Source organism: Pantoea cypripedii, assembly GCF_002095535.1.
In the GTDB taxonomy this organism is placed as follows: Bacteria; Pseudomonadota; Gammaproteobacteria; order Enterobacterales; family Enterobacteriaceae; genus Pantoea; species Pantoea cypripedii.
This window is the reverse complement of record NZ_MLJI01000002.1, coordinates 1,296,573-1,318,279: the sequence shown is the minus strand read 5'-3', so window position 1 is coordinate 1,318,279 and position 21,707 is coordinate 1,296,573. Positions and strand designations below refer to the sequence as shown.

At 55.1% G+C, this 21,707-nt stretch carries 20 protein-coding genes and 1 pseudogene; all 21 read left to right on the top strand.

Translation table 11 applies throughout. From position 1 onward, the window contains the following. The 21 genes and pseudogenes from HA50_RS27475 to pilV all read left to right on the top strand — a co-directional run bounded on the left by HA50_RS27475 (position 1) and on the right by pilV (position 21,558). Positions 1 to 471, top strand: a complete 471-nt coding sequence (locus HA50_RS27475) for a hypothetical protein (RefSeq protein WP_139811056.1) — start codon at positions 1 to 3, stop codon at positions 469 to 471. A gap of 305 nt (positions 472 to 776) precedes the next feature. Continuing rightward, positions 777 to 3,830 carry a conjugal transfer protein gene (locus HA50_RS27470; RefSeq protein ID WP_084879918.1) on the top strand — a complete coding sequence of 1,018 codons (3,054 nt, stop codon included), beginning with the start codon at positions 777 to 779 and terminating at the stop codon, positions 3,828 to 3,830. Beyond that, entirely contained in the window at positions 3,827 to 4,402 is a 576-nt protein-coding gene (locus HA50_RS27465; protein ID WP_158087457.1) for a conjugal transfer protein TraV, read from the top strand. Before HA50_RS27470 ends, HA50_RS27465 begins: the two co-directional genes overlap by 4 nt. 11 nt (positions 4,403 to 4,413) lie before the next feature. Continuing rightward, positions 4,414 to 5,616, top strand: a complete 1,203-nt coding sequence (gene traW / locus HA50_RS27460; protein ID WP_158087456.1) for a conjugal transfer protein TraW — start codon at positions 4,414 to 4,416, stop codon at positions 5,614 to 5,616. Next, positions 5,613 to 6,152, top strand: coding sequence for a conjugal transfer protein TraX (traX, locus tag HA50_RS27455; protein WP_084879917.1), 540 nt, complete (start codon positions 5,613 to 5,615; stop codon positions 6,150 to 6,152). Before traW ends, traX begins: the two co-directional genes overlap by 4 nt. A gap of 258 nt (positions 6,153 to 6,410) precedes the next feature. Further along, positions 6,411 to 8,565, top strand: a pseudogene (locus HA50_RS27450) (DotA/TraY family protein). A gap of 57 nt (positions 8,566 to 8,622) precedes the next feature. Next, positions 8,623 to 8,970 (top strand): hypothetical protein, encoded by a 348-nt coding sequence (locus tag HA50_RS27445; RefSeq protein ID WP_084879916.1) that lies wholly within the window; start codon positions 8,623 to 8,625, stop codon positions 8,968 to 8,970. A 658-nt stretch (positions 8,971 to 9,628) separates the two neighbouring features. After that, positions 9,629 to 10,246: a hypothetical protein gene (locus tag HA50_RS27440; RefSeq protein ID WP_084879915.1), complete on the top strand. Its 618-nt coding sequence runs from the start codon at positions 9,629 to 9,631 to the stop codon at positions 10,244 to 10,246. 55 nt (positions 10,247 to 10,301) lie between these two features. Then, entirely contained in the window at positions 10,302 to 10,835 is a 534-nt protein-coding gene (locus HA50_RS27435; RefSeq protein WP_084879914.1) for a hypothetical protein, read from the top strand. Positions 10,836 to 10,890: 55 nt separating this feature from the next. Further along, positions 10,891 to 12,297, top strand: a complete 1,407-nt coding sequence (locus HA50_RS27430; RefSeq protein WP_158087455.1) for a TcpQ domain-containing protein — start codon at positions 10,891 to 10,893, stop codon at positions 12,295 to 12,297. A 15-nt stretch (positions 12,298 to 12,312) separates the two neighbouring features. After that, the gene (gene pilM, locus HA50_RS27425) at positions 12,313 to 12,783 is read left to right on the top strand and encodes a type IV pilus biogenesis protein PilM (RefSeq protein ID WP_084879912.1); all 471 of its coding nucleotides are present in this window, start codon (positions 12,313 to 12,315) and stop codon (positions 12,781 to 12,783) included. A gap of 15 nt (positions 12,784 to 12,798) precedes the next feature. Beyond that, on the top strand, positions 12,799 to 13,074 hold the full coding sequence (locus HA50_RS31890; protein WP_244193694.1) for a hypothetical protein: 276 nt from the start codon (positions 12,799 to 12,801) through the stop codon (positions 13,072 to 13,074). Continuing rightward, complete coding sequence (pilN, locus tag HA50_RS27420; RefSeq protein ID WP_338117377.1) at positions 13,013 to 14,443, top strand: PilN family type IVB pilus formation outer membrane protein; 1,431 nt, start codon at positions 13,013 to 13,015, stop codon at positions 14,441 to 14,443. Before HA50_RS31890 ends, pilN begins: the two co-directional genes overlap by 62 nt. Before the next feature lie 8 nt (positions 14,444 to 14,451). Continuing rightward, a complete protein-coding gene (gene pilO2, locus HA50_RS27415) occupies positions 14,452 to 15,744 on the top strand; it encodes a type 4b pilus protein PilO2 (protein ID WP_084879911.1) in 1,293 nt (430 codons plus the stop codon). An 8-nt stretch (positions 15,745 to 15,752) separates the two neighbouring features. Next, entirely contained in the window at positions 15,753 to 16,205 is a 453-nt protein-coding gene (gene pilP / locus HA50_RS27410) for a type IV pilus biogenesis protein PilP (protein WP_084879910.1), read from the top strand. Continuing rightward, positions 16,195 to 17,751, top strand: a complete 1,557-nt coding sequence (locus HA50_RS27405) for a GspE/PulE family protein (protein WP_084879909.1) — start codon at positions 16,195 to 16,197, stop codon at positions 17,749 to 17,751. The genes pilP and HA50_RS27405 overlap by 11 nt, the downstream gene beginning before the upstream one ends. Further along, the gene (locus tag HA50_RS27400; RefSeq protein ID WP_084879908.1) at positions 17,741 to 18,805 is read left to right on the top strand and encodes a type II secretion system F family protein; all 1,065 of its coding nucleotides are present in this window, start codon (positions 17,741 to 17,743) and stop codon (positions 18,803 to 18,805) included. Before HA50_RS27405 ends, HA50_RS27400 begins: the two co-directional genes overlap by 11 nt. A gap of 37 nt (positions 18,806 to 18,842) precedes the next feature. Further along, entirely contained in the window at positions 18,843 to 19,439 is a 597-nt protein-coding gene (locus HA50_RS27395; RefSeq protein WP_084879907.1) for a type 4 pilus major pilin, read from the top strand. Between the two features lie 60 nt (positions 19,440 to 19,499). Beyond that, complete coding sequence (locus HA50_RS27390) at positions 19,500 to 20,030, top strand: lytic transglycosylase domain-containing protein (protein WP_084879906.1); 531 nt, start codon at positions 19,500 to 19,502, stop codon at positions 20,028 to 20,030. A gap of 12 nt (positions 20,031 to 20,042) precedes the next feature. Further along, positions 20,043 to 20,624 (top strand): peptidase, encoded by a 582-nt coding sequence (locus HA50_RS31465; protein ID WP_158087454.1) that lies wholly within the window; start codon positions 20,043 to 20,045, stop codon positions 20,622 to 20,624. Between the two features lie 7 nt (positions 20,625 to 20,631). Beyond that, positions 20,632 to 21,558 (top strand): shufflon system plasmid conjugative transfer pilus tip adhesin PilV, encoded by a 927-nt coding sequence (gene pilV / locus HA50_RS27385; protein WP_158087453.1) that lies wholly within the window; start codon positions 20,632 to 20,634, stop codon positions 21,556 to 21,558. Positions 21,559 to 21,707 lie beyond the last annotated feature (149 nt).

The window sequence follows — 21,707 nt, the reverse complement described above, 5'->3', positions numbered from 1 at the left end:
GTGAAGATTTTTTTACGTATGTGCCGGCATCTTGCCCGGCACCACCCTGTGCTGGCTGTTTTTATCATCCTGTATTTCCTGGGGGGAAGTTACATCAGCTTTGGTAACTTTCATCACGTTCATCTGGGCTGGATTGCCGGAATTGACTATCAGGCTCAGTTCGAGGCTGGCGCCGCACGACTAAAATACATCAGTTTTTTGTTTATAATGCTTCCCCTGTTTTTCCTTTATCTGGAGTTTTATTTATTCAACAGGATCCCGTCAGGTCTGGAATTCATAAAAAAATACAGACTGAATATTTTTCCGTCCTGGATTACGCTGGCATTTATTTTTTACTGTCGTCAGGATCCAGAAATGGTTACCGGGAATAACTGTATTTTCATTCCGCTTTTCCTTTTAACCTGGCTAACCACCAGTACATTACTGGCAGGACTAAAAGTGACATCATTAACAAGAAAAACAAGACAATAGAATATTCAACCATTTGTTTTATCGTAAAAATAGTTACATCTTTACTGATATTTTTTTATAAAAAGGATGGCCTTTCACTCAAAATCAATATCAGCCTTAAGTTCAGGACATGAGTTATTGCATAAGGCATCATCGAACTGCCACATATATTCTTCAGTCATCTCATATTTCTTTGCCCGCAGGTAAATCAATTGTGAACAAATCCTGAATACTGGAGCCATCTCACCTCTGTCTTTAATGAACTGACGAAGAAATCCCCGCCGGCCTGAAATTTTACCTTTATCTATGGAGTCTGTAACCGCGCCATGAATATCAAACGTATCATCTTCGCTATTGAGGATATTCTTAACACTATTTCCCGTTTCACTGTTGCCGAAGACTTTGTCGACTATTGCGACCTTCGTACTGTTATCGGGCTGGATAAACAGGATCTGGAAGTGCGCCCCTGGCTACAGGCTCCCTATATTGCCGTCACTCACCAGGGGTACTACCTCTCCGTCTTTGAAATCGCCGGCGCACTGTGCGACAGGGATGAAGAGGCACCGACAGAACACCCTGATTCTTTTGAGGGCTTAATTATGCACCTCGCAACCACCCTCGCGACGACCTGGAAAAACACGGGCTATAAGCTGGCATTCATTTTTGAGCGGGACCCTGAAAAAGGTGTCGATGAAATTAGTACGATGATCGCACCTCAGAAACGGGCGATTCAGCATGTGGGGCTCCAGCTGGATGAGCTTCTGGAGGAAAAAATTACAACCCTCTCGCCCTGGCTTATCAGGGAGCGTGCCTGGCTGGCAGTCTGGAGTTCCCCCATACTGGTCAGCCAGCAGGAGAGGACTGATTTTAACAAAGAAATCCTGGCCATCAGTGATAAAGCCCCGGTCGCACGATTTGGTCAGCAACCCTGGCGCTGGCTGATGTCAGGACTGAAAATCCGCCACGACAGTTTTATCACCACCCTGGAAGAAGCGCTCAAAAAAGGGGGCCAGGGGCTTCTGGTCAGACTGATGGAGGTTCCGGAAGTCTGCAATGAAATCCGCCGGGAAATGGCGCGTGACAGCACCTCACCGCAGTGGCGCCCGCATCTGCCCGGGGATGCTTTACCGGCCGGAATCCTGCAGGAGAACGATAACACCGCATTACTCGCACCATTCCTTAATCTTCAGGTTTTCGGCGGGACACCAAAAACGGAAGGTAATCTGGTTAAGGCCGAAGGACTCTGGCACGGGATGGTGGCGATCACCCTTCCGCCTCAGCATCCCGAACCCTTTAACAAGCTGGTTCGCAGCGTGCCACGTGCCGTCCCCTGGCGGATCCGCATTGACCTTATGCCCGGGGGCATGAAGGCCCTGGGTGGGAAAAAGTTTCTCTCCTCCTTCGGGCAGTTTATTCCCTCCATTCGTCCTCTGTATGACGCATGTACCCAGTTAGCTCAGGTTAATGAAAAGGATCCGGTCTGCGTGATGACCATCGTGGCCACATCCTGGGGGAAGACACGGGAAATCTGCTCACGCAATCTTATGTTGCTGGAATCGGCTCTCCAGGGATGGGGGGTATGTGGCACCACCACCACTTTCGGTGATCCACGCCGGGGCTGGGTGAACACGATGCTGGCGGCCTCCGCAGGCTCAGGCCCGGTGCCTCTTTATCCGCCACTGTCGCACGCACTTTCAATGCTGCCATTTAACCGCCCCGGTTCAGTGTGGCGGGGTGAAGGTAATCTGATGCTGCACACTGAGGACGGTTGTGCATGGGAAGTGGGCCTGGCGTCATCACGACAGAACAAACATACCGAACTGGCCCCCGGCGATTCCGGGCTGGGAAAATCGGTTCTCATTAACACTCTCACGTCAATTCAGGTGACCTCAGCACAGGTATCGATTCCCTATGTGGCCCACATCGACAAGGGGTTCGGCGCAATGGGAACCATCCAGCTTATCCGCGACAGTCTGCCTGAAGGGCGTAAAGATGAAGCCATCGGTATCATCCTCAGTAACGACCCTTCGCAGTCACGTAATATCTTCGACATTCTGTACGGTGCCCGCGGGCCCATTCCTCCGGAGAAGCAGTTCATCAGTACCATGCTGACAGCATTCTGCATCGAACCCGACAGAGGGGTGCCCCCCAATCCCACAGACACCAGACAGGTAATGGAGCGTCTGATTGAGCTGGCGTTCGATATCCGCAGTAATGAGGAACCCAACATGTACCGGGAGCACGTCGAAGCGGAGGTGGATACCGCCCTGCAGGAGTCCGGAGTCCGGGAACTACATGACAGCGACTGGTGGGAAGCCACGCCATGGTATGAAGTCCGGGATATCCTGCACGAAAAAGGATTTATCCAGGCCGCCCAGCGCGCCCATTATCAGGCCGTGCCAGAACTGGCTGACATACCTGCCCTGTTGCGCCATGAAAAAATCCGGGAGAGTTTCGGCAATGTGCAACGCAGTGGCTCGCAGGAGCTTTTACTCGAGTACATCGAGCGCTGCCTGATACAGGCCCGCCAGGACTACCCCATGCTGGCAAGCCGGACCCGGTTCGCCCTGAACCCGGATACACGCATCGTGGCCGTGGACCTGAACAACGTCGCCGGTGATAAGTCACCTGCCGGCCGCCTGAAAACCGGTATCATGTTTCTGTTCGCAGGCCAGATCACTGCCGGGGACTTCATCCTGCCGCAGTACCGCAGGGAAGTACTGGCCGCTCTGCCTGAGGCATACCATGCCGGCATTCTTCGCCGTATTAATCAACTCGACAGCGAAATGAAAACCAAAATCTATGACGAACTGCACAACGTCAAAGGTATCGACTTCATTTTTGAATCGCTGGACACCCAGGACAGGGAGCAGCGTAAGTTCGGGATCCGTACCGTACTGAGCACCCAGTTTCTGACCGATTACCCGCAGAGCCTGTTTGATTCGGCCAATACCCTCTGGCTGTTGCGATACCGTGAAAAAGACATACCCATACTGCGTGATGCCTATAAGGTGCCGGAACATACGCTGCAGGCGTTCCTGCGGATGCCTGCCGGCCCTGCGGCCGACGGCAGCGGAGTACCAATGCTGTGTATCATGCGCACCACGCAGGGCACCCTGGCCCGAATTGTACGCTTCACACTCGGCCCGCTGGAGCTCTGGTCACTCAACTCAGACAAAAAGGACAGTGCACTGCGCCGTCACCTGACGGAAATTCTGGGGTCCGCCAGATCCAGGAAGTTACTGGCTAAAACCTTCCCTCATGGTTCTGCGAAGAAATACATAGAACTGAAAGAACGGAATTCAGGCGCCCGGGGCGAAAAGGGGGTCATCGCACAGATGGCCGGGGAGATGATTAATGATCTGGGGTATGACCTTTGATATGCACCATTCATCTGACCCCACGTTGTCGCCGACCCGCTCGCGGGCAGGTCAGTCTGTCCCGCCTGTTGCTCGATGTCGATGGGCATCATTACGCCTTGTCTTCGCGTCACTTCCGGACAGATGCCTCAGTGGGATCACGGGCGGTGTACGCCTCAGACAGACGCGCAAGCCCGGAGGCATGCGGTGTTCTACTGGGACTGGAGGAATATCCGGCCAGACTCACTACCACCGCTATCTGGCGCGTTGACGAACCCGGAGAGCCGGCAAGGGAAGCCAGGCATGTCGTTCAGTGGATGTTGCCCGACAGTGCTCAGGCACTGCTGAGTGACGACACCTGGCTCTGGCCAGCCTCAGAGGATACGCCGCCCCTCAGCGCGGGCGACTGGCCGGTCATGGATATCACCCCGCCGTTATACCCACAAATACAACGGCGCGGCCTGACGGTTATCGATACGCGCAATCACCGGGGACGGATATCGCGCCGGTATCAGACGTTTCCTCTGGCAGGACTGCCCCCCGGGACCCTCTCTGTTCGCCTTCCCGGAATTATCACTCCGCTTACCTTATAGCTGAGGTTTTTATGCACACCTTTCGATTACCGGTACTGCTGCTGACGATGACAGCAGGCCTCCCCCTGACCGTTTATGCCTACCCTGTTGAAGTGATGTCCAGTATTCCCGTGACGCAGCAAATACTGCCGGAAATGGGAACCATTCAGGGCACGCTGTCTGAAATAGTACGTATGCAGCAAGCCACCGGCACAGCCATCACACAGAACTCGGACAAGCTGACGGCCGTCATCAGTCAGGATGGTCAGGCCACCCGTCAGCAGATGATCTTCAATAATGAAACGCAGCGTCTGGAGGAGGCCAGGAGAAGCTTCTCTGTGCCGGACTCCGTTTGCAGTGATTCAGCCTCTGGTGTCGCATCGGAAATCCGGAGCGACGCTGGCAGCACCGCCTCCAGGCTGTCATCCGGTGGCGGCATAAGCAGTGCCCCTGTTCGTCATCGTTTTACTGCGGTCGCAGAATCGCAGGCACGGGATGCCTATGATGGCGCCAATGTTCATGCGGCCTACTGCACAGCAGCCGAATATGCACGTTATGGTGGCACAGACGTCTGTCCTGCTGTCAGCGAGCTGCCCGGTGGAGATAACCAGGTACGTTCAGTGTATGACGGGGCAGGTCCGGAAGGTCAGGCACCTGCGCTGACATGGACACAGGAACAGACTGACGCTGCAATGGCTTACATGAAAAACACGGCTCGCCCTTCCGCTGGTCGTACCCCCGGAAAAGGCGAAGTGAAAACGCTGACCGGGCGCACCTACGTGGGCCTGCTGAACGAATACAACGGTATCATCGATGCGGCTTCTGAGCCGCAGTTGTCACTCATCGCGGACAGCAAACTCAGCGAAGCCACAAAAAGTGCACTGCAGGAAGCCCTCCAGTCTCCATCAGCCGCGCAGTATTTTGACGAAGTGGCTTCACCTGAAGCAAAAGCAAAAGGGTACATGAGCCGTCGCGAGTTTGAGTCCTTCGAAGCCGGCAGGCGATATGCCAACACCGCCTATATCTCCGATCTGCAACAAATGGACGGAGATAACCTGATCCGCGAACTTATCCGGACCACGTCGCTTGTAAACTGGCAGTTAAACGACATCAAGGAGCAGCTACGCAGAGGGAATGTGATTAACGGTCAGTTGCTGGCCATCACCGCTCGCCAGACTTATGCGCCGAGACTACAGCAGCTGGAGTCCGCCATGAACCAGGGAACAGCCCGATGATAATCGATGACAAACCGAAGAAACCCCGCCGCCTGTGGCGCATCACCCGCGGACTGCTGAGCCTTTTCCTGCCGGTACAGGAGACACAGTGGTTCCTTCGCAGCTCCCGCGATGTGACAGCCCGGAATATGGAACGCATCCGCAATGCGTTTCCTGACCTGGATGTGTCCGCCGCGCCACCGTCCTCTCCGGACTGGTCGGCCGCAGTGGCAGCATCCGGGCTGACAGCAGAAGATCTGGAGAAAAACTACCTGAGGCAACGGCGTCGCTGGCGGATCATGTTCTGGCTCCTGGCGGTTCCGGTACCTTTATTTACACTCGCTCCAGTGATCACCGGTAGTGGGATAACGTTCCATCAGTTCACTACCGCTCTGGTTCTGCTTTCCGGTGCCGGGGTAGCCTGGTCAAAGGCCCTTATTGTGACTTACCGGCTTTGGCAGTTGCGTAACCGTCGGGTGAGTCTCGCTGAACGCGGTACCTTCCGCCATTTTTTGGCGGAAACCAATGCGGTGCGCGATGCCATACGCGGTGACTGATATCACGGGCCACCAAGTCACGAAGAGTCACGGAAAGCCCTCACAGCTGATCTGCCTCATCCTGCCGTACTCCCATAGACAAATCTCGCTACAGGATAGCGAAACGCTGAAGCAGACAACGGGCCTGATGAAAACCTGAAAATGCACCGCCACTCATCTTCCGGCCATCATGGCAACATTCCTTACGTGCTGAAAACCGGGCGCCCTGCCCGGTTTTTCTTTGCCACCCCGGCATTCCTGTAATCTCCCGGAGTTCCTGTGAAAAACATCTATCGTGCGCTTTGCGCAGGCCTGCTTATGCCTGCCATTCCGGCGTGGGCCATTACTTACGACGACATTGTCTCTGCCGCTACCAATGCTCAGGATTTATCCCGCCAGGCACTGGTCACAATCTTCGGCGACGTGGTGACTAACCCGCTTGCCGGGGGCAACACGACGATGATCGGTAATCTTTTTGCCCTTTTTAACGGCATCATCGCTATCCTTGCCGTCGTCTGGTTCATCTTTATCGGCCTTCGCCACATCAATAAAACGGGCCATCAGGGTAAGGTATTCAGCGCTGACCGGGATATTGTTGGTACGCTGAGCACCGTAGCAGGGTTTCTGATGATAGTCCCGACGGGTAACGGCTGGAGCCTGGCCCAGCTCATCATGCTCTGGGGCGCATCCATTATGGGTGTCGGGTCGGCCAATCTGATGGTGCAAAAAAGCCGCTGATGATATCGCCAGTGGCTATTCACTTACTGTGCAGCCCACTCAGTCGTCTACCCGTACAGCAGCGCGCGGTATTTTTGAAATGCAACTGTGCAAATACGGCATAAATAGTGCCCTTGATGATTACAACAGCACAGTTCCATCGTCTACGCCGAAAATGTCAGAATCCTCCGGCACCAGTGGCGGTAACTACACTTTCCGGGTGAGTAATGGCAGCGGGGTCTGTGGAACGGCCAGCATCCCGGAACAGCAGAATTCAGGCTCCTCATCTTCTGGTAGCTTCTTTAACCCGCTCAGTTCAGGTGATACCCGCAAGATTGTGGACGCGCAGCATTCGGCGATGGATGCGATGATCAAGGATATGGACAGCGCGGCCAGTGAATTTGTCAGGGGGTTTCAGGATAAACGGACAAATGACGCCGGCACACTCCCTGATATTGAAAGCCGGATACAACAGGCTGCAAATACCTATGAGCAGACCGTTCAGCAGGCCCTTCCGGCACAATCTGAGCAGAGTGGTATACAGGACAGCCTGCGAAATTATCTGGATACTTATGGCTGGGCGGCATTAGGGGCCTGGTACCAGACCTTTGCGACCGCAAACCAGCGCTTAATTGAAGTGGCCAGCCGAGCACCGGCAACCAGTGGTATGTCAGCACTGGGGGAAGTCGGTAACGCAGAGCTGTTTACTGCGGTGATGAGTGCCTATCGGACTCAGTTGCAGAACAGCACCTACGCACCTGCACTGGGAACTGTTGTGTCAAAGGATGAGCAACAGGCTAAAGATAGTAACGATCCTAACAGCATATTAATGAACTCCATTGCACCAACATCCCAATGGTTTACCAACAAAGTCGCTACTGTGTTAACAGGTACGGGCACTGATAACGGCCAAGTGAATCCACTGGTAAAAATGAAAAACGTTGGCGACATTACTTTAGTCGCTGCCGAAGGAACACTAACTGCCTTCACTGCTGCTAGAGTCATCGCAGCTATTGGTGATGGCTCACTTTTGGGAAAAGCACTGGATCTCACCACTGGTACCGTAAGTGGAATCAATAAAGGGTTGGATGCAGTATCACCCGTGGTCTACTTCCTGCTTTTACTTATGTTTACAGCGGGCTTCTCGCTGTCTATCTACCTGCCCTTTATCCCCTTCATCTACTGGATGACCGGGATCGGCAACTGGATTGTCAGCGTACTGGTTGGCTGTACTGCCGGACCTCTCTGGGGCGCAACTCATCTCGGTACCTCCCAGGATCGGGGCAGCAGAGCCGCCTATGGGTATATCTACCTCATTGATACGATGATACGCCCGCCCCTGATGGTATTTGGTTTCTTCTTTGCATCAGTGGCTATTGTGGCAGCAGGTACGATATTGCATGCACTTTTTGGTGCCGCACTGGTTAACGTACAGGCGAATTCCTTAACGGGGGTGTTCAGCCTATTCGGATTTTTGATGATCTATGCCCGTCTCTGTACTTCTCTGGTGTCCAGTATGTTTGCCCTACAGGCTTACCTTCCAGATTATGTCATCTCATTCCTTGGTGGACGTGATGCGCCCAATACTATGGGAAGCATGGCAAGTTCGGTCAAAGATATTTTTGCAGGGGGAGCTAGAAATATAAGACAGACCCCAGGTATCAGTACCAAAGGGTTAAACAGTAACCCAGCAGATAAAGATGGTATTAATCAATAAAAAATGGACATCACATATTAATAAACATAAGATAGGAAGAAACGTGGAGGGTTAATTATGGTCAATCGCTATCCGAGATGGTGGTCTCTTTATATTGTGGCTAAATCTTTTTTCTATGTTGCAGGAATAATAAGTCTTGTTTTTTATGGTGTCATATATACCGCAGCAGCACTAACAAATGACTACTCTACTTACAGTGAGTATGTAATAGGTTTTGGTTGTTGGACTCTACTATTCGCTCCATTTATTTTAAATTACTCCATTGCCAAAAAACGCAAACAGAAGATCCAGTCCGTTCTGAGCGAAATCAGGGCAACAGGCCACTTCAACCCGACGAAAGACTCTGAAGGTTGGTTGTTCTGGAAAAACACTTATATCGGCTTTGACTATCGTAAGGCTAGCTAGCTAGTCCCACAGGAAATACCATGAACTAAAAAAATAACCCGGGCTGCTGCTTCTGCTGCTGCCCGTTTTCTGCCCTGTCTGAACCGCTGATCACCTGTAAGCCGGACGGGGGCATGGGGATACATTAGTTTTCGGTTTGGGCGTAGTTTTTTTTCGTTTGTCCGTTTTTTATGGTCGTTTTTTAATAGCAACCAGCCACCTGTTCCACAAAACCCCGCCCCGGCAAATGGAAGTGGTGCTTTGTCGTGCTCGTCGATGCCGTCGTTAGTTTGGGCGGGAACGTTGCTCGCCATCCACACCAGTCAGCTGGTACCCGATAAAACACGCGGTGGTCAATGAAGTGGCGCTGATGTCCGCGCCCCGTGGTCCAGAAAGGCCTTCGCTACCAGACGCAATGCATCGTTATCAGCCGCAGCGACACTGACGTGGCATTAACCTGCTCGCCAGGTGCCAGAACTGAAACCGTATCGCGAACTGAATTTGATCGCGCGCTAAAAGCCCTGAGAGAGGCAGATGATCTCCGGGATGAACTCAGGATTCAGTCCAGTTTCATAAACATCTGTGCCCCGGACAGTCCCTGAATATGGATGAACCACCTGCCGGTATCGCTTTCCCCTCACAGTGATCGCACACCTCTTTTCAATACAGGAATATCTCCATGAAACACCTCACAACGATTTGCCTCGCCCTTTCCCTGGCCCTGACGGGCTGTAACATGATCCAGCCCGGGGCAGCAAAGCCTGATACCCACCCTGCCGGGCATTCCCTGAAGGCTGGTCCTGAGGTCATTACGCTAAAGGTGGGTGTCTATGAGTACAACCCGGCACAAGTGCCGGCGCTGGCCGCATTACTGACTGAGAAGGGGCCACGACCGACATTCACCATGCTCAGCACATCGCTGGAGCACGTCATCGCGGAACAAACCCGCTCGGGTAAAATCCACCTGATTCAGGAGATGAACGCTCAAACCACATCCGCTCAGGTGGTCCCATTTGCCGTCCAGCACTACAACGTAAAACGCACGTTGGAAGGCCAGACGGTTAACGAAGAAAACCAGTACCTGAACAGCATTGCAATGGCCATAACACCGTTTCATACCCCGGGTGCAGCAAAAATAATCCTGGCTGTGGACATGACACAGTCTGAGGGTAAGAACACCATTGGTTTCGCCCAGCGTCTGTCGCTGGCTGTGGGGCAGAAGGTGTTGTTTATGACGCCTGTCGGTCCTGACAGGATGCGCCTGATGGTCGTTACCCCGACGGTGAACCCTGCGTGATGCCCGTCCCCGGTCATACCGTAGCCAGGAGAAAAGGGCTTCGCATGCTCCCCGTATGCCTGCTCTTAATCTGGATTGCAACGGCCTGTGTCATCACCAGCATTCAGTACCGCCACATCAGCAACCCCTGTTTTTTGTCGTCTCCTTTATTCTGCTGGCCAGCGCACCATTACTGCCGGGCATCGTTGCCCGTCGTCTGCGGTCATTCATGGCCTGCGGGTTTTACAGCCGTGACAAAGGGAGCACCACGCAGATACACCTGAGCCCGTGGGCGAATGCCCGCTGCCGTTATCCCCGCGACGTGGCATTACTGAAAAAGCAGCTGAACCAGTGCATTGCTGATGCCCTGATGCGGGGGCGGACGGTCACGATCCGTTCACACCTTCTCACACGTAAGCGGACTGACGAAATTATGCGTTACCTGACGAAGCAGGGGCTCCGGATGACAGGTACTGTCCGGGAACGCCATACCCCACGCACTGAACGTGTCCTGCTTATTCTGATATACCTCCTGGCCGATCACCGCTACGCACAGATCAGCCGCACCGGTCTGGATGTCACGCTGCAGCCAGTTAACCCGCAATATTAATGACATCCCGTCCGGGGATGTTTTGTTCCCACAAACCTCCCTTTCCGGAGATTTCATGCAAATAAGATACTTTTCCCTGCTTCTGCCGGTACTGCTGGCAGGCTGCGACAGTCTCAGCGCCCGGCCGCGGGAACCCGTGACCCCGGCGCTGGTATTTATCGATGGTCAGATCAGTGACAGCACGGAGGTCATCGCGCAGACACAACGACGAATAGCCCCGGCCATCACCGCACCACGGCCGCAGCCTGTGACACCGGTACAGGCCACCGTTGCCCCGGTCTCTCATCCGGCATCAGTATCTCAGCCCCTGCCCTCACCGGTTATCAGCAATGCATTATCAGCTCTGGTGATGACCGGGAGCGTACCGTCAGTCCCGGTCGTGTCCGTCCCCCTCATCCGTAACCAGACAACGGGACAGGTGGTAAGGCGACTTCTCCCGGCAGACTGGCAGTTGCGCCAGGAGAATGCGGCCACGCCGGCACTGAATACCCGTCTGGTGTCCTGGTCATCCAACGATCAGTGGCACCGCAGCCTGAACCGCCTGTTACAGGAGCAACATCTTTATGGCCACCTGGACTGGAACCAGAAAATCCTGACCATTACAACAACGGCAGCTGTACCGGGAACACAGGCGCCGCCCCCTGCTCTCCGCCCCGTAGCGACGGCCCCAATGGTTAACGCCCGGCCGTCAATGCCTGTACCGGTAACCTCTCCGGCCAACACAGCACCAACACCGAAAAATCCGTTCCGTGAGAATACCGCAGCACCGGCCGCAACATCTCCGGTGAAAAATCCGGCGTCCAGGCTGGTTATGACAGGTCAGGCTCCGGGAGAACCCGTGATATTCCTGTCCGCAGATAATCTGACCACCGAGCAGTGGGTTATGCGGATGACCCCGGCAGGCTGGACGACATCCTGGTCTGGCGTACCAAAAAGTGCGCGCAGCAGCCGGGTGCGTAATTTCGGCGTTAACGATCAGTGGTACCGCGGGCTGGACAACCTGCTGAATCGTCAGAACCTCTGGGGACATCTGAACTGGAACACCAGAACACTGGTTATCTCTCCGTCTGCTGCTGCGCCGGTGGTCACTCCGGTTATTCCTCTGCCCCCTGCGACTCCGCACCCGCTCACGGGTACCGCAACACCCGGAGTAACACCGCCATCCTCCGCGACGGCCAGCCCCCCGCAGGTATGGGTTGCCGAAAAAGGGAACATGCTGCACCAGACTATCACCCTCTGGGCGGCAAAAGCGGTATGCGATGTTCCGGGGCAAGGGCCGCACTGGAACGTTGTCTGGACTACGCCAGTCGATTACTCCATTGATGTGCGCTTCGAAAAAACGGGGACCTGGCAGGAAGCCCTGGATCAGACATTTGCCCTCTACCAGTCAGCCAGGACACCGCTGTACTCCACCCTTTACCCCAAACAGTGCCTTGTCGGAGTCACCGACAAGGCACCCTGATCGGGAGCAGGACGTATGGCCTGGACAACACTGTTCTTCGCCCTTGTTATCAGTATGTTCACGCTGATTACGCATGAAGAGGGGCGGCAGTTCAATAACGCCATTGAACGCCAGCAGACGCAGGAAGCCGGAACCATCGCCATGCAGATGCTGAATCTGAGCCAGTATTTTGGCCACTGGCGCTGGCAAAATCCGGGCGCAACAACATTACCGGCGATCTCATCGCTGGGTCTGCCCTTCTCTGCACCGGATGACCGGATCCATTACGCACTCAGCGGCGGGCGGTTATGGGTATGGGTGGACATCGCAGAGGTGCCAGGCATTGAAACCCGTCTGCGGACCCTCTCGCTGGGATCAGGTCTGGTTCTTCGATGGCAGTCGGGCCAGCTGTATGACAGCCAGGGAAAGGCGATCAGCATGACCGGCCTGACCATTCCAGCCCCCTTGTCAGCCACCAACACCACCCAGCTCCTTCACCTCAATTAACATCAGGAACCGACAATGAAGACCAGAATCCCCACAGTAGCGCTTGTTGCGTTGCTGATTTCCGGTTGCGCCACGCACAGGGAATTCAAAGAAATTGATGCTCAGACCAACAATATTGCCGAACGGGCTCAGAGACTGCATGACGATAATGTCAACAGGATCAGCTCGCCGGCGCTGCGCGTCTCGGACAGCACCTGGATAAACCCGGAGCCGGTGAAGATGACCGACTCTGACAAAAAAATTACCTGTCTGCTGGCCACAGATAAACCGCTCAGACACTCTCACCATTGATGATTTCGCGACAATCATCGCCGACATCTGTCATATCAGCGTCCGCGTGCAGCCGGACGCCCGTGGCGGCACCGGTAACCGACAGGAGTCGTCCGCAGGCACACAGGTTGTACGGGGTAATCTGCCCCTGCCCGGCAGTGATGAACGGGGCCGTACACCGCTGGCACAGGAGACGTCATCACGGCCAGCCCCCGTCAGTGTCGCCGCTGGCGCAACCATTACAGGACTGCACTGGGACAGCAGCCTCAGCGCGCTCCTTGAGCGGGTAACCCCGCTCTACGGCATTTCATATCGCTGGCAGAATCAGCAGCTTCAGTTCTACCGTCTCGATACCCGCACTTTCCAGCTGGCCATCCTGAATGCTGACACGTCCATGAGCTCTAAAGTGATTGGAGGAATGAGCGCCAGTTCCGGCACAAACGGCGGCAACAGCAACTCACTGGGCGGGGAACAGAACACCTCACAGCAGTCGGATGTGACAGCCGCGTCCAAAGTTTACGATGACATCAAAAACACGGTTTCAAACATGTTATCGGCTGAGGGGGTATCTTATCTTGCACCGGGCAGTGCCACCTTAACCGTCACCGACACGCCTGATGTCCTGAACAAAGTGTCTGCCTTTATCGATCGGCAGAATGCCATTCTTGACAGGCAGGTACGCCTTAAGGTCGATATCTACCGCATCACCTTCAAGAAAACGAAGCAGCTCGGCATTGACTGGAGCGCTGTTTACGATAAAGCGAAAAGTCTGGGTTATACCCTGACGAGTGGCCTGAGTGGTGTCTCTTCCGAAGCAGCCACCATCGGGCTGACCTCAGCCTCCGGGCCGCTGTCCGGCTCCGAGGTACTGGTCAGGGCGCTGAACGAACAGGCGAATATCAGCTCGTCAACAACCTACACCCCCATCACCACCAATCTGGTACCCGCCCCGATCCTGGTGGCCAAACAAACCACTTATGTGGCGCGCATGGGGACCACAAACTCGGAAAACTTCAGTACCACCGAGATGGAGCCCGGGCAAATCACCACCGGTCTCTTTATGACCGTATTGCCGTATATCCGGGATAACGGCACTGTGCAGCTGCAACTGAGTTTCAGCCTCAGCGATGAGCCGGTCATTACCTCCCAGGCCTCACCGAACGGCAGCAGCGTTATTCAGACGCCGGTCACTGACCTGCGCTCCAGTTCACAGCGCTCCAACCTACAGCCAGGGCAAACGCTCGTCATGACCGGCTACCAGAACCTCTATAACGATGCAACCCGTCAGGGAACCACCTCCAGTTCCTGGTTCGGATTCGGCGGGGGTGAAAAAGGCCAGCAGGATCGCTCCATGCTGTTAATCCTCGTGACCCCTTCCCTGACTTCATAAGGCCCGTTATGTCTGCTCCAGGTATTCTTAACGTCATTCTTCCGGGGTTACACCCCCGGCTCCCCGGCAGACGCCTGCGGATCATCGCAGGTCTGTGGTGGGCTGATTTACCGCCCGGTCCGGCCGGTAAGGCACAGCTCCCGTCCCGGCGTGGCCAGTGGCTGAAGCTTACCACCTCGGCCGGTCCATATGCCCGCCGTACCGCCTTTACACCGGAACCCGGCCATCTCTGGTCACTTGCCGTGCTGGCCACCGTTCCGCTTGATGGCAACGGCTATGCCTTTGTCCGTAATGGTGACAACATCTCGTTTGTCGCCTGTGTTCGCGGCGCACCGGCACTGGTAGGCGATATCACCGGTCCGAAAGAAGCGGTGGAACGGGCACTGCAGACATTCCTGCAGCTACACAAACGTGACGTCCCGCCTCAGGGCTGGTCCGTTATCGGCAGTGTGGATGCGCCGGTGGATGTCCACCGGGTTATTCCGGAAAAACTGCCACGTCATGCCCGACTGAGACCGGTTAACTTCCGGGCCCGCCTGACCTTCCTGGTCCTGTTACTGTCACTCATCACCGGGTCATTTCTGTGGCTGATGCATCACAACGAGCAACAGAGAGAGGCCCGACTGGCTGCAGCCCGGGCACAGCAGACGGATCCCGCAGCGCGACTGTCCGGGCCGCTCCGTCAACGGGAATCGCCCCCCTGGCCACAACAGCCTGACATTAAAGTGTTTCTGTCGACATGCCTGCCGATGATGCATTCGATGGAAGCCACGATTAAAGGCTGGAAACTCACGGCAATGGAATGTCTTCCTGATGGTTATCGGGCTGAATACACGCGGCCTGCAAACAGCAACGCGACGTTCCAGGATTTCAGGGAGGCAGCGAAACTGAGGAAATGGGTGGATGGCATCGTGCTTGATGACAGCAACGGGGAAAAAGCCCAGCTGCAGCATCAGTGGAATATCGCCGGTGGCGGGGAGCAGTCGCTGCTTCCTGAAGAAGACACTCTGGCGCAGTTTCTGCACCCCTTCCAGCTGGCAAACAGACCCGTCCGACTGGAGAAACAGCCCGTCACCCAAAACAGAATTGTTGTTATTGAAGGCAAGGAGGTTGAGCTCTACCGGGACTGGTACGAATGGCATTTCTCACTCAGTGAACGCATGAACCCGGCTCAACTGAGCAACTGGTCCCTGCCGTCTGCCCGCATCACGTCCGTCTCTGTCACCCTGAGTGGGGATGACGATGACGACATTACCTGGAAAACTGAAGGGAACCTCTGGTCCCTCAAAACAACAGGCTGAGGTAAAACATGATCCACATAAAAAAAACACCAGGCTGGCTCGCCGGCCTCCCTCTGCTCCTTGCTCTGGTGCCGGGAGTTCATGCAGAAACACTGTTGTTTGGCGATATGGATGCCCTGCAGCAGGAAAACATCGTTCTGGCCCAGCAGGCCCGGGCTGCAGAACTACGTCAGCGCATCAGCCAGGCAAACGGTGGTGGCGCAAATGCCGTGGCGGTTCCGTCGTTTAGCTCCGGCGGAACCTATTCATCCACACCGGCGCCGGCACAACCCCGTCTGGCGGGCATTCAGGGCGTAAAAGGGGATCTCGAAGCCCGGGTAACGGCTGATGGCCAGGCCTGGACACTGCGCAAAGGCCAGCAGTGGCCGGGCAGCACCGTTCGGGTGAACGACATTCATCTCGATGGCATCACGCTGAGTGATGGTACGCGCCTGGTGCCGGGAGACAGTTATGGTAAATAATCCAGTGCTTCTCACTGTCCCCGATGCGTTGCAAAACATAGTGGTCCTCACGCGTGATCCGGAAACCCCCGAAGTCACCCTCGCCTGTATTTCCGCAGCAGACAGTGCCCGGGCGGAAATTCATGCCTTTCTGGCCTCACTGCTGGCCCGTTCCGACCTCGATGTCCGGCTTAACGAAATGTCGCCCGTCGATTTTGAGAACCTTAAAAAGGACAAGGGCCATCACACGCAGACGCCGGCCACAGCACAATCACAACAGGCGTCAGAGGTACAGTTACGGGTTATCAACATGATGCGCGAAGCCCAGCAGGTACGGGCATCGGATCTGCACATCGATGTCAGACGTAAACACACCACCCTGCAGGTCCGGGTCTATGGTCTGCTCTGGAAACTCAAACCACTTTCACGGGCTGACGGCATGAGTATGCTGAGCACCACTTTCCAGACCATGTGCGATGTTATGTCCCATAACCACTTTAAGGACTATCAGCCGCAGGATGCACGAATGAAGAAGGAGTTTCTGGGGGCCGCAAACCTGTTTGGCGCACGTTATGCCCACATAAATACTCCCCAGGGAGTGTTTGCCGTTCTGCGCCTCATCCCGGATGACGGCAGTGCCCCACCCTCCCCTGAGGAGCTGGGTTTTCTCCCGCAGCAGATTGCCCTTATCCGCGAGATGCTTGAAAGACCAAACGGCATCATCATCAACTCCGGTCCTGTCGGTTCGGGCAAATCAACATCCGGACGCAGTTTTATGCACTACTGGTTGCAGGTCACGAATAACCAGTTACGCATCATTACTCAGGAAGACCCTGTGGAAGGGGAAGTCGACGGTGTTATCCACTCGTCGGTCACGGGAGACCGGGCTTCAGAGGAGGATATTGAAACAGCCTGGTTGCGGGGACGCAGGGCCATGCTGCGCCTTGACCCCGATATGGTCTACATCGGTGAAATTCGTGATTACGATTCTGCCATGGCCTCCATCAACTTTGCGGAGGCTGGTCGTCTGGTAGTGACCACCCAGCATGCCAACAGTCCGCTGGGTAACCTCAACCGTCTGCAAATCATCGGCATTCCTGCGGGCTGGCTGCGCAGCAGCCGGTTATTTACCGGCCTTATTGCCCAGCGTCTCCTCCCCACACTCTGCCCGGACTGTGCCAGACACATGGAAGATGCAGGTTTGACCCGTGAACAAACGGATTTTATCAGGCACTGGTTCAGCACGGAGGAACAAACGCAACTGCGCTTCCGTAACCCGGCCGGCTGCCAGACGTGTGTTCTGAATGTGTTGGGGACCCACATTGGCCACGGACTTAAAGGCCGGACGGTGGCAGCCGAGGTAATGCGCCCCACTCCGGACATCCTGCGTGCCTATCATGAGCAGGGGGAAGATGCGGCACGCCAGATATGGCTGGACCAGGGGGGTATAACCCTGAGCCAGCATGCCCGGATTCGGGTGCTGGAAGGCCGGGTTGATCCACTTATCGCCCATAAAATCACCCCATTCGATGACTCTGAGGGGAATGGAGACCTGTATGGTAACTGACTGGCAACGCCGTCGGGCAAAGCTGGTTCTGTCAGGGACAAACCGGATCCGCTTTTATGAAGTCCTCAAACTGCAGATCGCCAGCGGCCGTGATCTCGAACCGGCAATCCGCAATATTCATGACGTCTACACTTACGGCGGGACGCGTTACCACGCTTTCGGGGTACTGGCCAGTGACTGTCTGGAGTCCCTGTCTCTCAACAAGGAAGGAAACCTGCTGCCTGATGTTTTCCTGCGCTGGTTTTCAGCCGAAGAGGCTGCCGCGCTGGAAGCCGGCATGCGTACAGATTCTCTGATCAGCGCACTCGACTCACTGATCCGGCTCATTAAAGATCTGCAGTCCATCCGCAGCACTATCATTGCTGCCGCGCTGGCGCCGTTTGCCGCGCTTCTGGCTATCAGCGCCCTGCTTGGCATGATATCCATTCAGCTGATACCGCTATTTACCCGCATACTGCCGCCGGACAAAGCCACGGGTTCACTGGCCATTACCTACAGCATGGCAGACTTCGTCACCCGGTATGGTGTGATGTTCCTGTTAAGTCTGATTCTGCTGTTTATTGTCGCTCTCTGGTCCCAGCCCCGCTGGATCGGCGTTATTCGCCGCGCCTTCGATTACGTTCCCCCATGGAGCCTGTACCGGCTGATGCAAGGCAGCGTCTTTCTGTTGAACCTGTCCACCCTGGTCAGTACCCGTATGTCCTTTAACGAGGCCCTGAATATGCTGAACCGCAACGGTGATCGCTGGCTTCAGGAACGCCTGGAGCCGACGATTTACCATTTCAGTAACGGGCAAAATCTGGGAACAGCACTGGAACTGAGCGGTCACCAGTTCCCCTCTCGTGAACTGATCCTGCATCTGAAAGCTCTCTCCCAGGGAGAAGGTGTAGAGCAGGCTATCCGAAACCTGGCCGAATGGTGGTTGCTACGCGCGCGACATATTGCCCGCGGCATACTCTACCTGAGTATGGTCATCTCCGTCGTGATGGTCTTCGGCTGCATGGGCATCATGGCCAGCAGCATGATGTCACTCCGGACACTCGTTCATATCTGATTGTTTTCACCTCCGCACGAAATATTAAGGAAATTCTATGAAAGACACGCGTCATGACATCGCGTCATCTGTGCACATTCGTCCTGATTCCGCCTGCCGTAAACCTGCACGGGGCATTGATATGCTCTCCGCAATGGGATGGTGGGGGTATGCTACGATCCTGATCGTCTGCGTGTTGGGGCTTTTGACCGCGCTTTACGTCTTCAGCCGTTCTGGCAGTGAGGCCACCAACCTGAACCAACTGGCCTCAGCCACACTGAAAGTGGGGCGAACCCAGGCCGGTTTTGGTACCGCTGACCTGAACGGCGTCCTGTACACAGCCAATGTCATCCCGTCCGGGTATACCTATGACAACGGCACCATCTACAACCAGTGGAACGGGACAGTCAGCGTTGTCGGGAAAAAGAGCTATTTCACCATCACCTCAACCAGCGTGCCATCATCTGAATGTATCTCCATCACTCAGTCCCTGGCATCAGGGGGGGTCGCCAGTTACCTGACCGTGGGTGGAAGTAAAATTACGGTGGCCAGTGATATCGCTGCCATCAACTCCGCCTGCGGGAACGCCAACAGTAGTGTCACCAGCAGCACCGTGACAATTATCATGTACGTAGGCTCCATGACCGCGTCCTGATCCCCGTTCCTTTCGACCGTGTGTCCGCCCGGACACACAACTTTCTTCCGGAAAATGATTATGCTCAGGAAAATCGCCAGTCTGCTTCTGGCCCTGTTCCTCAGTCTGTCACTGCCCGTACATGCGGGTAGGTCGCAACCACAGGCAGGAACGAATTCACTCCCTGTCCTCTCCCGGTCTGAGCTGTGCTTTGACCGGGCGGGCCGGATGTACCAGATAGACCCCTTGCTGCTGGAGGCTATTGCCAGGCAGGAAAGCCGCTTTAATCCCAATGCCACCAACACCCGCAGTGCCGGAGGCTCCACGGATTACGGCATCATGCAGGTAAACTCAACGCACATACCGAAGCTGAAACGCATGGGCATCATTCGCCAGACCGACGATCTGTTCAAGCCCTGCCTCAACATTCAGATTGGTGCGTGGATCCTGGCGCAACATTTCAGAACCTGCGGGGTGAACTGGAACTGCCTCGGCAGTTATAACGCGGGTTTTGACAAATCCCGCGATAACACGCGCGAAAATTACGCCGACATTATCTACAACAACTACCGCACACTGAGCCGGGAACGGCGCAATATCGCCCTGCACTGATGGAAACGACCCATGCTGATGATATTCCTGTTCCTGCTGGCCGGTGGGCTGCTTGGGTTATATACCATCAGATGGTATGAACCTGGCATCCAGTTTAGTTACAGAGAACTGACCATTGCCGCCACATGTGTCATCGGAGGGGAAGTGCTTTATTGTGGCTCCCCCATTCCCGCCAGCATGCCGCTGGGGATGGTCATGGGGTTGTTATGCAGCTGTACCGTGACTGATGCCCTGCGCAGCTGGCTTCCTCTTCCGCTCACACTTCCCCTTCTGGCTGCCAGTGCATGGTATGTCCGTGTATATCAGCCCTGGCTGTTAATACCCGGCCTTATCTGGGCAGTGATTTGGTCGGTGTTTTATGGCGTGCGTTATCTCCTGTATCGCTACAAAAACGGGAACGAAGACGAGTGCCCGGGCAGCGGAGATATCCTGCTCGCGGGCGCAGCCGGATTATGTTGCCACGTCTTCTCAGGGCTGGTTCTCACGCTGGCCATTACCGGTCATCAGTTGTGGGGAACCCTTCGTCACCACCACATCGCGCCTTTTGGCCCCTGGCTGGCCGTATCTGTCGCCGTCCAGCTGCTCTATTTTTGAGGATTTTATGACGCTCATTCACGCACTGAAACGCGCACGCCCGGCCCGGGGGGCCGATCTGATTGGCTCTTATGGTGGCCTGATCCTGTTTTTTACCGTGGTGGGACTGGCTTTAACCATGATGGCCATGAGCAACAAAGAACGTGACCACGAAACCGTAGCCCGTCAGGCAACGACCTGGGCCAATGCGGCCAAACTGTATATCGCGGCCAATTACGATCAACTGCTGGCCACAGCACCGGCGACCATCAGCTACAGCCAACTGGTCAACAGTGGCTATCTGAACAACGGCGAACCGGCCACGAACCTGTACCAGCAAACGTGGAGTGTGGCCGTCAGGATCTCGCCGAAAAACAACAAAGTGCTCGATGCCGTCCTGCTCTCAAGTGGAGGAGATAGCCTTGGGTACGACGCTCTGCGCTACATCTCTTCCGCAATAAATGGATCGGGTGGTTTTGTTTACAACGGCATCATGCCTGAAGGTTGTACAAGCAGCACAACGGTGATCAACGGCGCGGCCTGTAGCTGGACACAGGACCTGGCCGGATTCGGGATCAGCACCACAACAGGTCACATTGCCGTAAACCTGGGTGCAGATATTCTCGGGACAGCAAATGCCGGCAACGACTTTCTGCACCGCTTCTCCACACCGGGACGTGAAGAATATAATCAGATGAACACTGCGCTGGATATGAACGGTATGAATGTTAACCGGGCGGGCAACCTCGTTATTGCATCCGACGGAAAAACGGTGATGACCACGGCAGTAACGGTTCCCGCGGTTTTCTGGGATGGGCTTCAGGCAGTAGTGATGGCGCGGCCAGTGACGGTAAAAATCTCCGGACAGGTCTCTATTTTTCGACTGCCTCCCCCAGCGCTAATGATAAGGAAAGCGTGTGGATCAAAACGACAGATAACACCAGCCTTGAGGTGAAGGGGAAAGTGCTGGCGCAGACAGTTAAGGGGAGTCGTTTGCTGCAGTCTGATGGATATCTGATGCCAGGAATAATTGTCACAGAGGGGAGCCGATGTGATCCTTTATCACTGGGAATTTCTGACCTGCTGGCGAACACAAATGGCCTT

What these genes read in the sequence shown, in the direction of transcription:
- HA50_RS31890 (WP_244193694.1), top strand. Translation starts at nt 12,799, where the DNA reads ATGAAGACCAGAATCCCCACAGTAGCGCTTGTTGCGTTGCTGATTTCC.
- pilO2 (WP_084879911.1), top strand. Translation starts at nt 14,452, where the DNA reads ATGTCTGCTCCAGGTATTCTTAACGTCATTCTTCCGGGGTTACACCCC.
- HA50_RS27470 (WP_084879918.1), top strand. Translation starts at nt 777, where the DNA reads ATGAATATCAAACGTATCATCTTCGCTATTGAGGATATTCTTAACACT.
- pilP (WP_084879910.1), top strand. Translation starts at nt 15,753, where the DNA reads ATGATCCACATAAAAAAAACACCAGGCTGGCTCGCCGGCCTCCCTCTG.
- traX (WP_084879917.1), top strand. Translation starts at nt 5,613, where the DNA reads ATGATAATCGATGACAAACCGAAGAAACCCCGCCGCCTGTGGCGCATC.
- HA50_RS27390 (WP_084879906.1), top strand. Translation starts at nt 19,500, where the DNA reads ATGCTCAGGAAAATCGCCAGTCTGCTTCTGGCCCTGTTCCTCAGTCTG.
- HA50_RS27395 (WP_084879907.1), top strand. Translation starts at nt 18,843, where the DNA reads ATGAAAGACACGCGTCATGACATCGCGTCATCTGTGCACATTCGTCCT.
- pilV (WP_158087453.1), top strand. Translation starts at nt 20,632, where the DNA reads ATGACGCTCATTCACGCACTGAAACGCGCACGCCCGGCCCGGGGGGCC.
- HA50_RS27440 (WP_084879915.1), top strand. Translation starts at nt 9,629, where the DNA reads ATGAAACACCTCACAACGATTTGCCTCGCCCTTTCCCTGGCCCTGACG.
- HA50_RS27400 (WP_084879908.1), top strand. Translation starts at nt 17,741, where the DNA reads ATGGTAACTGACTGGCAACGCCGTCGGGCAAAGCTGGTTCTGTCAGGG.
- HA50_RS27405 (WP_084879909.1), top strand. Translation starts at nt 16,195, where the DNA reads ATGGTAAATAATCCAGTGCTTCTCACTGTCCCCGATGCGTTGCAAAAC.
- pilM (WP_084879912.1), top strand. Translation starts at nt 12,313, where the DNA reads ATGGCCTGGACAACACTGTTCTTCGCCCTTGTTATCAGTATGTTCACG.
- HA50_RS27435 (WP_084879914.1), top strand. Translation starts at nt 10,302, where the DNA reads ATGCCTGCTCTTAATCTGGATTGCAACGGCCTGTGTCATCACCAGCAT.
- HA50_RS27445 (WP_084879916.1), top strand. Translation starts at nt 8,623, where the DNA reads ATGGTCAATCGCTATCCGAGATGGTGGTCTCTTTATATTGTGGCTAAA.
- traW (WP_158087456.1), top strand. Translation starts at nt 4,414, where the DNA reads ATGCACACCTTTCGATTACCGGTACTGCTGCTGACGATGACAGCAGGC.
- HA50_RS27430 (WP_158087455.1), top strand. Translation starts at nt 10,891, where the DNA reads ATGCAAATAAGATACTTTTCCCTGCTTCTGCCGGTACTGCTGGCAGGC.
- HA50_RS31465 (WP_158087454.1), top strand. Translation starts at nt 20,043, where the DNA reads ATGCTGATGATATTCCTGTTCCTGCTGGCCGGTGGGCTGCTTGGGTTA.